The organism is Ruegeria sp. AH12 (assembly GCF_056541465.1).
Map to the genome: position 1 here is coordinate 1 of NZ_JBQFYL010000015.1, position 14,082 is coordinate 14,082.

At 58.3% G+C, this 14,082-nt stretch carries 11 protein-coding genes; 4 read left to right on the forward strand and 7 right to left on the reverse strand.

Annotated features, from left to right (window positions below; all coding sequences use genetic code 11):
• Window positions 1–504: 504 nt before the first annotated feature.
• Entirely contained in the window at window positions 505–2,706 is a 2,202-nt protein-coding gene (gene katG, locus ACR0EL_RS17645) for a catalase/peroxidase HPI (protein WP_480501379.1), read from the reverse strand.
• Window positions 2,707–3,099: 393 nt separating this feature from the next.
• Here katG and ACR0EL_RS17650 point away from each other — a divergent pair, with 393 nt between their 5' ends.
• Window positions 3,100–4,719, forward strand: a complete 1,620-nt coding sequence (locus tag ACR0EL_RS17650) for a GMC family oxidoreductase (RefSeq protein ID WP_480501380.1) — start codon at window positions 3,100–3,102, stop codon at window positions 4,717–4,719.
• 6 nt (window positions 4,720–4,725) lie between these two features.
• Here the strand turns inward: ACR0EL_RS17650 and ACR0EL_RS17655 are convergent, their stop codons facing one another.
• Window positions 4,726–5,571 (reverse strand): SDR family oxidoreductase, encoded by an 846-nt coding sequence (locus ACR0EL_RS17655; protein WP_480501381.1) that lies wholly within the window; start codon window positions 5,569–5,571, stop codon window positions 4,726–4,728.
• Between the two features lie 87 nt (window positions 5,572–5,658).
• Between ACR0EL_RS17655 and ACR0EL_RS17660 the strand changes: the two genes are divergently transcribed.
• Window positions 5,659–6,291, forward strand: coding sequence for a class I SAM-dependent DNA methyltransferase (locus tag ACR0EL_RS17660; RefSeq protein WP_480501439.1), 633 nt, complete (start codon window positions 5,659–5,661; stop codon window positions 6,289–6,291).
• A gap of 67 nt (window positions 6,292–6,358) precedes the next feature.
• Here ACR0EL_RS17660 and ACR0EL_RS17665 read toward each other — a convergent pair whose 3' ends face one another.
• The 3 genes from ACR0EL_RS17665 to ACR0EL_RS17675 are packed head-to-tail and all read right to left on the reverse strand — an operon-like array spanning window position 6,359 to window position 10,307.
• Window positions 6,359–7,138 (reverse strand): carnitinyl-CoA dehydratase, encoded by a 780-nt coding sequence (locus ACR0EL_RS17665; protein ID WP_480501382.1) that lies wholly within the window; start codon window positions 7,136–7,138, stop codon window positions 6,359–6,361.
• The gene (locus ACR0EL_RS17670; protein ID WP_480501383.1) at window positions 7,135–9,150 is read right to left on the reverse strand and encodes an acetate--CoA ligase family protein; all 2,016 of its coding nucleotides are present in this window, start codon (window positions 9,148–9,150) and stop codon (window positions 7,135–7,137) included. Before ACR0EL_RS17670 ends, ACR0EL_RS17665 begins: the two co-directional genes overlap by 4 nt.
• Complete coding sequence (locus ACR0EL_RS17675) at window positions 9,147–10,307, reverse strand: acyl-CoA dehydrogenase family protein (protein ID WP_480501384.1); 1,161 nt, start codon at window positions 10,305–10,307, stop codon at window positions 9,147–9,149. Before ACR0EL_RS17675 ends, ACR0EL_RS17670 begins: the two co-directional genes overlap by 4 nt.
• Window positions 10,308–10,384: 77 nt before the next feature.
• Between ACR0EL_RS17675 and ACR0EL_RS17680 the strand changes: the two genes are divergently transcribed.
• Window positions 10,385–11,326, forward strand: a complete 942-nt coding sequence (locus ACR0EL_RS17680) for a GlxA family transcriptional regulator (RefSeq protein ID WP_480501385.1) — start codon at window positions 10,385–10,387, stop codon at window positions 11,324–11,326.
• Here the strand turns inward: ACR0EL_RS17680 and ACR0EL_RS17685 are convergent.
• Entirely contained in the window at window positions 11,323–12,312 is a 990-nt protein-coding gene (locus tag ACR0EL_RS17685) for a sterol desaturase family protein (RefSeq protein ID WP_480501386.1), read from the reverse strand. The two genes, ACR0EL_RS17680 and ACR0EL_RS17685, sit on opposite strands and share 4 nt — an antisense overlap.
• A gap of 22 nt (window positions 12,313–12,334) precedes the next feature.
• Entirely contained in the window at window positions 12,335–13,090 is a 756-nt protein-coding gene (locus ACR0EL_RS17690; protein WP_480501387.1) for a class II aldolase and adducin N-terminal domain-containing protein, read from the reverse strand.
• Window positions 13,091–13,202: 112 nt separating this feature from the next.
• Between ACR0EL_RS17690 and ACR0EL_RS17695 the strand changes: the two genes are divergently transcribed.
• The gene (locus ACR0EL_RS17695; RefSeq protein ID WP_480501388.1) at window positions 13,203–14,063 is read left to right on the forward strand and encodes a LysR family transcriptional regulator; all 861 of its coding nucleotides are present in this window, start codon (window positions 13,203–13,205) and stop codon (window positions 14,061–14,063) included.
• Window positions 14,064–14,082: the final 19 nt, after the last annotated feature.

Sequence of the window (14,082 nt, forward strand, 5' to 3'; positions counted from 1 at the left end):
ACATTCAATCCGTCGAAACGAACCAAACCGCCCACATATCTCTTCAGTTATCCATCAATGTCAAAGAACAAAACACCCAAGACCCAAAAACAAGACCATCACGCCAAAACATCAGCGCAACCGCCCAATCAACAACCTCAGATGCCCCCAGTCTCTCCTGAGCGTCTCAACCGTCTCTCCGGCCCGTCTCCGCCATCTAAAGCGTCCCAACAACAACCTCAGCGCCGCCGGTGAAGGGGTATTTACGGATTAGGTCTGACACCTGCAACCCCCATTTTGAAAAAACTTCACATTTCTCGGCAGAAACTTGTTCAGTTTAATGAAAACAACAGGTTAGCTTCAGAAACTTCGCAGAAAACCTGCTGACCCATTGCTTCGATCCCAGCAAAGACCAACCATCCAGTGGAATCGTACCCAATGCTTGGTATGCACACCAGAGCCGGGTCAAAGAAAACGCCGCCCGAGTCTCCTCGGGCGGCACAACTCGCTTGAATAATAGTAGGCTTACTTCAGATCGAAGCGGTCCGCATTCATCACCTTGTTCCAGGCCGAGACAAAGTCACAGACGAATTTGCCCTCGGCGCCGACCTGACCATAGACCTCAGCCAGCGCCCGCAGTTGCGAGTTCGAGCCGAAGACCAGATCGACGCGGGTGCCGGTCCATTTGAGCTCACCGTTGGCACGGTCACGCCCTTCATAGACGCCTTTGCCAGACGGCTTCCATTCTGTGCTCATGTCCAGAATGTTGGTGAAGAAGTCTGTGCTGAGCGTTCCAACACGATCTGTGAACACGCCATGTTTGCTATCACCAAAGTTGGCGCCCAGAACACGCAGGCCACCCACAAGCGCTGTCATCTCGGGTGCTGACAGGGTCAGCAGCTGTGCACGGTCGACCAACAGTTCCTCGGGCGAAACAGTGTATTCAGCCTTCTGATAGTTACGGAATCCGTCAGCGGCGGGCTCCATCACGGCGAAACTGTCCACATCCGTCTGCTCTTGCGTCGCATCGGTGCGGCCCGGAGTAAACGGAACCTCGACCGCCTGACCACCAGCTTTCGCTGCCTGTTCGACACCTACAGCACCGGCCAGAACGATCACATCGGCCAGAGACACTTTCTTGCCCCCAGACTGCGCACCGTTGAACGCAGACTGAACGCCTTCCAGTGCGCCCAACGCCTTGGACAGTTTCATCGGCTCGTTCACATCCCAGTCCTTCTGCGGCGCAAGGCGGATACGGGCCCCGTTGGCACCACCGCGCTTGTCCGACCCACGGAAGGTCGAGGCCGAAGCCCAGGCGGTCGAGACCAGCTCGGGCACCGACAGGCCGGTGGCGGCGATCTTGGCTTTAAGGTCGGCAACATCCGCATCATCGACCAGATCGTGATCGACGGCTGGGACGTTGTCTTGCCACAACAGCTCCTCGGTCGGGGCCTCCGGACCGATGTAGGCCGCGCGTGGGCCCATGTCGCGGTGGGTCAGTTTGAACCAGGCGCGCGCGAACGCATCTGCGAACTCGTCCGGGTTCTCGTGGAAACGCTTCGAGATCGGGCCATAGATCGGATCCATGCGCATCGCCATGTCGGCGGTTGTCATCATGGTTTTGACCTTTTTCGACGGATCATGTGCTGCCGGGGCCATATCTTCTTCTTTGACGTTCACCGGCTCCCATATCCATGCGCCTGAGGGGCTTTTGGTCAGGTTCCAGTCATAGCCAAACAGCAGGTCGAAATAGCCGTTGTCCCATTTGATGGGATTCGCCGTCCATGCGCCCTCAATGCCCGAGGTGGTGGTGTCGTCACCCTTGCCTGATCCAAATTTGTTGATCCAGCCAAAGCCCATCTCTTCAATCGGAGCGGCCTCAGGATCCGGGCCAACCAAATCGGGGTCGCCTGCGCCATGCGCCTTACCAAAGGTGTGGCCACCTGCGACCAGAGCGACGGTTTCTTCGTCATTCATCGCCATCCGGCCAAACGTGTCGCGAATATCCCGACCCGAAGCCAGCGCATCGGGCTGTCCGTCTGGACCTTCGGGGTTCACATAGATCAGACCCATCTGCACAGCGGCCAGCGGGTTTTCCAGATCGCGTTCACCCGAATAACGACTGTGCGGATTGTCGGTCGGGGCCAGCCATTCGGTTTCCGAGCCCCAATAGATGTCTTCCTCGGGGGCCCAGATGTCTTCGCGACCACCAGCGAAACCAAAGGTCTTACCACCCATTGATTCAATCGCGCAGTTACCCGCCAGGATCATCAGGTCGGCCCAGGAAATCTGGTTGCCGTATTTCTGCTTGATCGGCCACAGCAGGCGGCGCGCCTTGTCCAGGTTGCCGTTATCCGGCCAGCTGTTCAGCGGCGCAAAGCGCTGGTTGCCGGTCGAAGCCCCGCCGCGGCCATCCGCCGTACGATAGGTCCCCGCGCTGTGCCAGGCCATCCGGATGAAGAAACCACCATAGTGGCCGTAATCTGCGGGCCACCAATCCTGTGAGTCCGTCATCAGCGCATAGAGGTCGTCTTTCAGCGCCTTCATATCCAGCTTCTGGAATTCTTCGGCATAGTCGAAGTCAGCATCCATCGGGTTTGAAGCTGGCGCATGCTGATGCAAGATCGACAGGTTCAGCTGATTGGGCCACCAGTCACGATTTGATCGTGTCCCGGCACCATGCATCACGGGGCATCCGCCCGTTTTGGGGTTATCACTTCCATCCATATCGATCTCCAATGCTGGCTAAGGACTTGCGGCTTTGCGCAGTAAAACTTGCAATCAACAAGATTACAGAAAGATGTCACCGATATCGTTTTCAAGCCTAAGCCCAGAATGATGATGCGGAAACTTCACTGATCTCTTGCGTCGCGCCCCGTATACCAAAGTGAAGCCATGAGAATAAGTTCTCTTTTCGGATGGCAACAATAGGTTTTTCTTATAGCTTAGCGGCTATTGAGGCAGACCCAATCCTCGCTTTTCAAAATGACCCTGTGTCCGAACTGAAATTGGCGATTGTGTTTCTACATCCTGCTCGGGCACAGTCGGCTGCATTACCACGCGCCGTTCCCCCTGATCCCCAATATCACGCGGCGCATCCAAAACGTTAAAGGCACTTATATGGAATTTGACTATGTCATTGTCGGTGGCGGCTCGGCGGGATCTGTCCTTGCCAACCGTCTAAGCGAAGATCCGAAAAAAACGGTTTGCTTGCTCGAAGCTGGGGGGCCGGGCGATCACCTTATTATTCGAATGCCCGCCGCCATCGTCGCTGCGTTACCGGGGCGCCCAAAGATCAGCAACTGGGCGTTCGAGACAGTTCCTCAACCCGGTTTGAACGGGCGCAAAGGCTATCAGCCGCGCGGCAAGGCCTTGGGTGGATCAAGCGCCATCAACGCGATGCTTTATGTTCGAGGGCAGCGACAGGATTATGATGGCTGGGCCGATCAAGGGTGCATCGGTTGGGATTGGGACAGCGTCCTGCCCTACTTCAAAAAGTCCGAGAATAACGAACAGGGCGCTGATGATTTGCATGGCGACAAGGGCCCGCTGCAGGTGTCACATCAAAAAGAACCACGCCCAGTGACCCATGCCTTTGTAGAGGCAGCAGAACAACTGCAACATAGACGCACCCAAGATTTTAATCGGGGCGATAATGAAGGCGTGGGTCTGTATCAGGTCACCCAGTTTCATGACCCGGACAGAAATGGTGAGCGCTGTTCGACCGCAGCTGCCTATGTCCACCCGGTGATGGATCGCCCCAATCTGACGGTGATCACCTATGCGCACGCAAAGGAACTGACCTTTGAAGGCAAACGCGCCACAGGTGTGATCTACAAACGAAAGGCGAAAGGCCCCGATCTTAGTGTATCTGCCAGGCTAGAAGTGCTGATCTGCGCCGGGGCGCTTCAATCGCCACAACTGTTGCAGCTTTCGGGGATCGGCGCCGAAGATGAGCTGCGCCAAAACGGAATACCAGTCCGGCATGCGCTGCCCGGCGTGGGCAAGAACCTGCAGGATCACCTGGATTTCATTCTGGCTTACAAAAGCAAGGACACGGATAACTTCGGACTTGGTCTCGTCGGTGCGGCGCGCCTGTTGGGCCACCTCTGGCGTTGGCGTAAGACCGGCGCGTCTATGGCGGCGACACCCTTTGCCGAAGGGGGCGCTTTCTTAAAAACCTCTCCGGATCTCGACCGCCCCGATATCCAGCTGCATTTCGCCATCGCGCTGGTCGATGATCACGCCAGAAAACTGCACTATGGCTATGGCTATAGCTGCCATGTCTGCAAACTGCGCCCCCACAGCCGCGGCTCGGTTGGGCTGCACAGCGCTGACCCGTTTTCCGCCCCTGCCATTGATCCCGGGTTTCTATCCGACGACCGCGATCTTGAAACCATGATCAAAGGCGCACGCATGATGCGCGAGATTATGCAAGCGCCTGCTCTGTCCAAGTTCAGGAAATCCGAAATGTTCGGAACCGACACCGCAACCACGGATGCAGATTGGGAACAGCATATTCGCGCCCGCGCCGATACGATCTATCACCCCGTCGGAACATGCAAAATGGGCCTGGATGATATGGCCGTGGTCGACCCCGAGCTTAAGGTGCACGGTATCGACGGACTAAGAGTTGTCGATGCCTCGATCATGCCGACGCTGGTATCGGGCAACACCAACGCTCCGACTATCATGATCGCTGAAAAAGCGGCTGACATGATCAAAGCTGCGGCGCGATGAACCAGGCTATTGCCCTTTCAGCAACGCCTCAAGACCAACGCGATAATTGGGGTACAGCAGTTGCACCCCAAGCTCATCCTTGATCCGATCATTCCGAACGCGCTTGTTTTCATTGTAAAAGCTGCGCGCCATCGGGGTCAGATCAGCTTCGTCATAGGGTACGGCTGGCGGCAGAGGCAGGCCTTGTAACTCGGCTGCGTAGCCGATCACATCCTGCGGCGGCACAGGTTCATCATCACACACATTGTACACTGCGCCAGGATTGGGTGCCGTCATAGAGGTCGCCAAAACCTGCGCGATATCGTAGACATGGATGCGTGAAAACACCTGCCCTGGCTTGATGATCCGCCGCAACCCACCGCGTTTAAGCTTGGAAAACGGCCCCCGCCCCGGCCCGTAAATCCCCGCCAGGCGGAAGATATGAACGGGCAGCCCTGGAATGGCCTTCCATTGCTCCTCGGCCCGCAAACGCCAGCAGCCCCGCTTCGCCGTCGGCGCAGGTAGGGTCGCTTCGTCTACCCAGGCGCCCTGATGGTCGCCATAAATCGCCGTGGTAGACAGATAGCCCACCCAGGTGAACTGAGCCGCCCGCGCCGCAATCTCATCCCTCAACGCCGCCAGAACAGGATCGCCCTCTTCGGTCGGCGCCGTGGAAATCAGAACATGTGTCACACCGTCCAGGTCTGGCATCTCTCCGGACCAGACCAGGGGCACGGCCCCAGACGCTCGGATCGCAGCCATGCCATCCGCGTCACGCGTGGTCCCGATGATGTTCCACCCATCCGGCGCCAAGCGGCGCGATAGGGCCTGCGCCGAATAGCCGTGGCCAAAAGAGAAAAGCGTTCGTGTCATCCCCCCTAGATGATCTGGACGGAACCGGGATGCAAGCACCTCATGGACGACTTGATTCGAATCCCCTCCTGCGCCTTTCATGACAGCATGACCAACAAAACACCCGACCTGCATGCCGCCTATGCGCTGACCTCACCCGAGGACAATAAACGTCTCTATGCCGAATGGGCAGGCGACTATGATGACGGTTTCGCCATGCGCGAGGATTATCAGCTGTATATCCGCACCGCCCGCGCCTTTGTCGGCGCCTTCGGGCAGGGCCCGGTGCTGGACGTGGGCGCAGGCACCGGCCTTTGCGGAGCAGTTCTGACCCGCTTGGGCGTAGGACCAATCGATGCCACCGATATCAGCGCAGAAATGCTGGAACAGGCCATGCGCAAGGATATCTACCGTGATGCGATCGAGGCCGACCTCAACATCGGTATCCCCGTGCCGCGCCATAGCTATTCGGGCATCGTATCCTCAGGCACTTTCACCCATGGGCACCTCGGCCCCGAGGTACTGCCCAGCTTGCTACGCGTTGCTCGTCCAGGCGCTCAATTCGCGCTGTCGATTAATACGAAGCATTTTGAAAAACTGGGCTTTGCCAAAGCGCTCCGCCAGTTGGAACGGGGTCAGATCCAAAACCTCACCCTGCCCGAAGTCAAAATCTACGGCGATCTCGCCGCCGGCCCCAACAAAGACGATACCGCTTATATTGCACTGTTCGAGCGCATCTGATCCAAACTTCATCTGGCCAAAAATATCCCGGGGGAGGCGCGGCGTGCCGCGCCGGGGGCAGAGCCCCCTACCGCCCTTTCCAAACCGGATCGCGCTTTTCAGCAAAGGCGCGCGCGCCCTCCAGATTGTCCTCGGACCCGTACAGCACATCCACACTGGGCAGCTGCCGCTTTGTGATCCGGTTCATCGCGTCCTGGAACTTCGCATCCTCAGCGTCACGCACGATCTCCTTGATCGCTGCATATACCAGAGGCGGACCGCTGGCCAACAGCCGCGCTAGCTCCCAGGCGCGATCCATCAATTGATCGCCGGGCACAATCTCATTGACCAGCCCCCAACGATGCGCCTCATCCGCGTCGAACCAGCGCCCGGTCAGCAACAGCTCCATTGCGATATGATACGGGATGCGCTTGGGCAACTTGACGCTGGCCGCATCGGCCACTGTCCCTGACCGTATCTCGGGCAAGGCAAAACTGGCGTGATCTGCTGCGATGATCATGTCAGCGCTCAGCGCCAGTTCCAGCCCGCCACCGCAGGCGATACCATTGACCGCAGCGATCACAGGCTTGTTCAGGCCGCGCAGCTCCTGCAACCCTCCAAACCCGCCGACGCCATAATCGCCATCCACCGCATCCCCATCAGCGGCCGCTTTCAAATCCCAGCCGGGGCAAAAGAACTTCTCTCCGCCACCGGTCAGGATCGCCACGCGCAGCTCGGGATCATCGCGGAACTCCTGAAACGCTTCACCCATGATCCGGCTTGTGACCAGATCAATCGCATTTGCTTTGGGCCGGTCCAAAGTAACTTCGAGAATTGCGCCATCTCGGCGGGTTTTGATCGGACTCATTGGCTTGCCTTTCGGATCAGCGCATCCACTGCAACCGCGTCCTCGGTGGTGCAGATCAGCGGGTTAATCTCAACTTCTTCGACTGTTGCCGCATTGGCAATGACATAGTTCTGCACCGTCTCGACTGCGTCGAGAATGGCATCCATATCAGCGGCAGTTTTGCCACGATACCCGGCCAGCAGAGGTGCACAGGCCAGCTTGCCCAGCGCCGCCTGAACAGCGGCCCGAGAGGACGGGATCAGGACCGAAACCGTGTCGCGCAGGATTTCCGTCAGTACCCCTCCGGCCCCGAGGGTCAGAACATAGCCATGCGCCGCGTCGCGGGTCACGCCGATCAACATCTCGGCCACAGCACCATTTGCCATCTCCTCGATCAACACCGTATCGGTGCCAATCGATCTGGCGGTTTCGGTCAGATCGGATCGCGCAACGCCCAGCCGAACTGCACCATGTTCAGACTTATGCGCCAGCCCGACGCCTTTCACGGCAAAGGGCTCTTGCAGGTCGTTTGGAATTTGCTCCGCGTCTTCCGCCGCGACCTCGCAACTGCGCGGAATGCGCAGACCAAAATCCGCGAGGGCCGATTTCGCCTCTGCCTCGCTCAGAACCTGATCTGCGGGTGCATCCGAAGGCAGCAACACCGGATCAGACGCGGGCGGCAAAGGTCGCGCTGCAGCTTCAACGGCTGACAATGCCTCATGCAGCCCGGAAAAGGGCACCACCCCGCCATCTGACAATTGCTGCGCCACATGTTCAGGCATCAGCTCCGGCAAGGTCGCCGTCACCGCGAATGGCCGTCCTGTCGCAGCAACACAGTTCAACGCGGCCTGCGTGGCGCAAGCCCAATCTGTCGCATCGGTGTGCGGATAATCCACGATGGACATGGTCATGGCCTTGTCCCGCCCGGTCATCCCCGACCAGGCGCGGGTCATCGCCTCGGTATCCCGCCAAATATAGGTGTGATAATCCAGCGGATTTGCCAGCGCCACCATTGGGCCCAGGGCGGCACGTAGGTCCGTGCGCTGTTGATCGGTCAGGGGTGGAAAATACAGGTCTCGCCCTTCGGCCATGTCAGCGGCCAGGCTGGCCTCGCCCCCGGAACAGCTAATCATGCCCAAACCGTTTCCGTCCAATCGCCCCGCAACATGCAACAGCTTGAGGCATTCCAGAAAACTGGGGATATCATCCAGTCGCGCGATGCCCAGACGATCCAGAAACGCCTGCGCCCCTGCATCGCCACCCGCCAGTGAGGCTGTGTGCGAGATCGTCGCCGCCTGCGCATGATGCGACCGGCCCATCTTCAACGCTATGATGGGCACGCCACGGTTCTGAGCTTTTGCGGCCAAAGCCTCCCATTTCCGCAGATCACCGAACCCTTCGATATGAACACCAATCGCGGTGATCCGGTCATCATCCAAAAGGGCTGACGCAATATCGGCCTGATGCGTCTGCGCTTGATTCCCGCAGGTCAGCATGAAGGCCAGCGGCAGCGCGCGTTGCTGCATCGTCATGTTGATGGCGATGTTCGAGCTTTGCGTCAGGATCGCCACACCTCGGTCAACCGGCCGCATTCCGTGCTGATCCGGCCAGATTGCGGCGCGTTCCAACCCGTTGACGAAGCCATAGCAATTCGGTCCAAGAATCGGCATGTCCCCTGCCGCAGCAACCAATTGGGCCTGAAGATCAGCGCCCTGATCATCCTCGGCCTTGGCTTCGGTAAACCCGGACGCAAAGCAAACCGCACCGCCCGCGCCCGCTGCGAACAGTTCTGAAACCACAGGAATCGTGGCATGGCGATTGATGCCAATAAAGGCCACGTCCGGCGGACGCGGCAAATTCGCAATCGAGGGCACAGCACGCTCACCCGCGACCTGATCCGCCTTGGGATGAACCGGCCAGATATCCCCTGCGAACCCGAACTTTCGAGCCTGAGCGATAACGTCTGCACACCATGCCCCGCCGCCGATCACGGCCATCGATGACGGGTTCAGAACACGCCCCAGGGGCCTCATGCGCCCAGCGCCCTCAGCAGGTCCCGGCTGATGATATGGCGCTGTATCTCGCTGGTGCCGTCCCAGATACGTTCGACCCGTGCATCGCGCCAGAACCGTTCCAGCGGATAGTCATCCATCAGACCCATCCCGCCATGAACTTGAATGGCTGCATCGGTCACTCGTGCCAGCATTTCCGAGGCAAAGAGCTTGGCTGACGCAATTTCTCGGTTCGCGGGCAGGCCTTTGTCTAGCCGATCCGCCGCCGCCAAGGTCAACAAATCCGCCGCGTCGATTTCGGTGATCATGTCGGCAATCTGGAAGGATACACCCTGAAACTTGCCGATCTTCTGGCCGAACTGCTCGCGCGTGGCGGCATAGTCCAGCGCATAGTCAAAGGCCCGGCGCGCGCGCCCGACCGACATGGCGGCCACGGTGATCCGGGTGGCATAAAGCCAGGTATTCATCACCTCGAACCCGCCATCGACCTCGCCCAGAACCTGGCTGTCGGGCAAGCGACAATCATCGAAATCCAGAACCATGTTCTTGTAGCCGCGATGGCTGACCGACTTGTACCCATCCCGGATCGTGAAACCAGGCGTGCCGCGATCCACCAGAAAGGCGGTGATCCGCTTTTTCGGCCCTTTAGGCGTCTGATCCTCGCCCGTCGCGATGAAGACGATGATGAAATCCGCGTGTTCAGCGCCCGAGATGAAATGCTTGGTCCCGTTGACCACCCAATCGCCACCATCCCGAACGGCGGCACATTTCATCCCGCGCACATCCGATCCCGCGCCGGGCTCAGTCATGGCCAACGCATCCATCCGCTCACCCCGTACGGCTGGCATCAGGTACCGTTCGACCTGCTCGCCTTCGCAGGCCATCAGGATGTTCTGCGGACGTCCGAAGAAATGGTTCAACGCCATCGACCCGCGACCCAGTTCCCTCTCGACCAGCGCGAATTCAAGATGGTTCAAACCCGCACAGCCGACGCTTTCGGGAAAGTTACAGGCGTAAAAGCCCAGCTCGATCGTCTTACGCTTGATCTCAGCCGCGATCTCTTGCGGGACTTCGCCGGTGCGTTCGACCAACTCTTCATGCGGGTAAATCTCGTTCTCGACAAAGCTGCGCACGGTCGAGGCGATCATTTCCTGTTCGTCGGACAGACCATATTGCATCTGAATTCTCCAAATCTGAACCTGCGCGTATCGTGACCGGGCTTGAGAATCTGATCATGCAGAGATAGCCATTTACCATGCGAGTTTGGACTAAATCCGCTGCCGCAGCGCAGCAAATCGGTGTGCTTCTGTTCGATGGGTTCTCAAACCATTGCCTGGCCAACACGGTTGAGCCGCTGCGGGCTGCAAACATGCTGTCTGGGCGGGATCTGTATCGCTGGACGTTTCTATCCCTTAACAACGGGCCAGTGACATCTTCATCGGGTTTGCAGGTCGCACCGCATGATAGGCTGCAAAACGCAAGCGGTGACATGTTGATGGTGATGCCATCCTACGGGTTTCAGGCCCATAGCGGCTGGCATACTCTTTCGGGTCTCAGATCGGCTGCATCGCGTTATGAAACTCTGGCCGGGTTGGACACTGGCAGCTGGTTGCTGGCTTTGGCCGGTCTGCTGGATGGGCATCGCGCTACCATTCACTGGGAAGAACTGACTGGATTTACCGAGCGTTTCCCCGAGGTTGATGCAGTGCGCGAACGATTCGTGATTGATCGGAACCGCATCACCTGTTCTGGCGCGATGGCCGCGTTTGATCTGGTTTTGCACCTGATAGGACAGGCACAGGGCCAGGCATTGGCGCTAGAAGTGGCCCAGCTGTTCATGACCCGCGATTCAGCCCGATCCCATACGGGTGGCGCAGGCGCGACCAGCGGATATGTGAACAAGGCGTTGGCGCTGATGCAGGAACATCTGGAAGTACCCCTACCGGTGTCCGAGATCGCCCGCCGCGTTGGCCGGTCTCACAAGGCGCTTTCGGTGCGGATGCAATCCGAGTTAGGTGCAGGGCCGGCGCAGGTCTATCGGCGGTTGCGGCTGAACCTGGCCCGCAAACTTGTAACCGAAACGGACCTGACCATAGCCGAGATTGCCTTGCGCTCCGGGTACGAAGACCCCAGCGCCCTGACACGTGCGTTCAGGGCCGAATTCGGTATGGCTCCGCGTACATTGCGAGCGCGCTAGGTATACATTTGCTTTTTGTAAGCCCGCGTGCGGGTTGTCGCCTCAGCCGACCCGTCGTGATAGGTGCCAAACCACTTGTCGAACGGGATTTCCGAGGTGCCATAGTTGCACTCGAAATACCGGTGGTGCAGCTGGTGGAAAAAATCCCCAGCGCGCGCCGCCTCGGTGTCCCCGGCCTTGAGCTTTTCAAAGCCGGAATGCGAAAGAACCGGGCTGATCTGCTGGAAATACGTGTGGAACAGCAGATGCAACGGATGTGACGGAATGATCAGGTGGATGAAATAGGTGGTGAAGTACAGAAGGTTTTCAAACCAATGGTTCGAAATCCCAGACCACGGCCCGATATTCACATTGCGATGATGCACGGAGTGGACGTGTTTATACAGCTTCGGGTGATGCTCTAGCCGATGCACCCAATAGAAATGCAGACCTGACCACATGGGGATGAACAGCATCCATAGGACGAACCAAACCGGCGCGGTGGCCCAAGCTACGGTCGGGACATAGCCGTTGGCCATCGCCCAATAGATAACCCATTGATAGACGGTCGCCACTGTCATCGCGCTGCCCAGCGTCCACCAGATATTGTCCAGAACTTGATCGCGGAAGGTGAAGTTTCCGTTGTCGCGGGTCAGATCGCGGCGGTCGAATTTTTTGTACATGCCCTGCCCTTTGCGCATGTACAGCCACCAATGCAGGCCGCCCGCGACCAGGATTTGAGGCACCATGTTCAACAGCCAGATACGGACCATCCAACCGGGCGAAAAACTCTGCATCGACTCTAACTTTGGGAAAAACAGCGCATAGGCCGCGATGGCCAACCCCATGCATAGAGTCAAAGAGGTGATCTGCAACCACGCCCCGCTGTACCAATTCAGCACAGCAGCCGGTCGCGGCGGCCACTTGAACAACGGGTTCAATCCCACCGGGCCTTCGGGGTGATAATTCCAGCGGGCAGCTTCGGGGTCCTGAGCGGTGTCGGACATGGCAGTCACTCCGGGTATGAGGTCAGGTTGCGTAGTCCGAACCTTCGGCATCCAGCATCGCTTTAATCTCACGCAGATGCGCGGCGGCCTGATCGGGGTAGTCATCCAGTTCCTGAGCGGTCTTTTCGGCGATCTTGTCCGAGAGCACGCGCAAAGGCTGTCCGGTTTGTAGCGCGCGGATGTAGGTTTCGGCGGCGCGTTCGAAATAATAGAGTCTATTAAAGGCATCTGCCGGATCACTACCGATGATCAGAACACCATGGTTGCCCATGATCATGACCTTTTTCTTAGGGTCCGACAGCATTGAGGCACAGCGTTCACCCTCGCTTTCAAACGCGAGTCCGCCGAATTCCTCGTCAATGACATAGCGGTTGTAGAACGTGGCCGTATTCTGATCGATGGGTGGTAGATTGCTGTCTGCCAATGAGGCCAGCACAGTCGCAAAGATCGAATGCACATGCATCACGCATCGCGCGTGGGGACAGTGACGGTGGATCGAGCCGTGAAGCCCCCAAGCCGTTGGGTCCGGCGCGCCGGGTTGTGTCATCACGTCGGGATCATTCGCGTCCAGCAGCAACAGGTCCGAAGCCCGAATACGCCCGAAATAAATCTGATTGGGGTTCATCAGGAACTGCGTTCCATTCTCATTCACCGCCAGACTGAAGTGATTGGCCACGCCTTCATGCATGTTCAGACGTTCAGTCCAACGAAAAGTCGCGGCCATATCCACGCGCTGAGGCCAATGGTCGATATTGGGGCGAAGATTGGCAACACTCATGGCGTGACTCCCTAACGGCTGATACGTGTAAAGCCTGCCTCGCACGCAGAAGTTTGACCAACGAAAAAAACACCTCTATCTCATTAGTAAAACTTATGCTGAGGTTATGCACATGCAGAACTCCCTTCCACCTCTGGGCTGGCTGCGCACCTTCGAAGCAGCTGCGCGCAATCTCTCTTTCACCGGAGCAGCGCGAGATCTGAACATGACGCAAAGCGCAGTAAGTCAGCAGATCAAGTCACTGGAGGGTCATCTGGGTCAGCCTCTGTTCCTGCGTCGTCCCAAGGCGCTGGAGTTGACCGAGGCCGGAATCACCTATCTGCCCGTTGTGCGAGAGGCCTTTCGGACGCTGGTGCGTGGGACCCAGGCCGTGACGGGGGCGCAGCAGAATGCCGTTCAGGTTCAGTGCAACATCAGTTTCGCCGTGAACTGGCTGGCCCCTCGCCTGCCTGCGTTTCAGGCCGAACACCCGGATGTGCATTTGAACATCTTCACTGAATTGTGGGAGCCCCGGGAAATGGCCGAAGGCGCGTCGGTTGAAATCCGGTTCTCACTGCGCCCTGCCGATACTGTTCGAACCGAGTTGTTGCGGCAAGAATACTACTACCCTGTTTGCGCACCGGGTTTTCCGGCCACTTTGGATAGCCTGCAGAAACAGCCGCTGTTCGACTGTTCGAACCTGCTGTCAAACTGGGCAAGCTGGGCCGAAGAGCAGGGTCTAAATTGGCGGAAACCTACGATTACCTATGCGACGACATATTTAGTCTGCCTGTCGGCAGCGATGGCGGGGGGAGGGCTGTGCCTGGCTCATGACGCCATAGCGAGGCATCTGATCGAACAAGGGCAGCTGGTTGCCCCGTTCGATCATCGCGCACCCATGCCCGAGGCCTACTATCTGTTGCTCTCCCCTCAGGCCGAGGACAATCCGGGCGCGGTCGCTTTTGCGGATTGGATCAGGCGCGAGATCGGATAGCTCCCGCCCATCGTCGCTG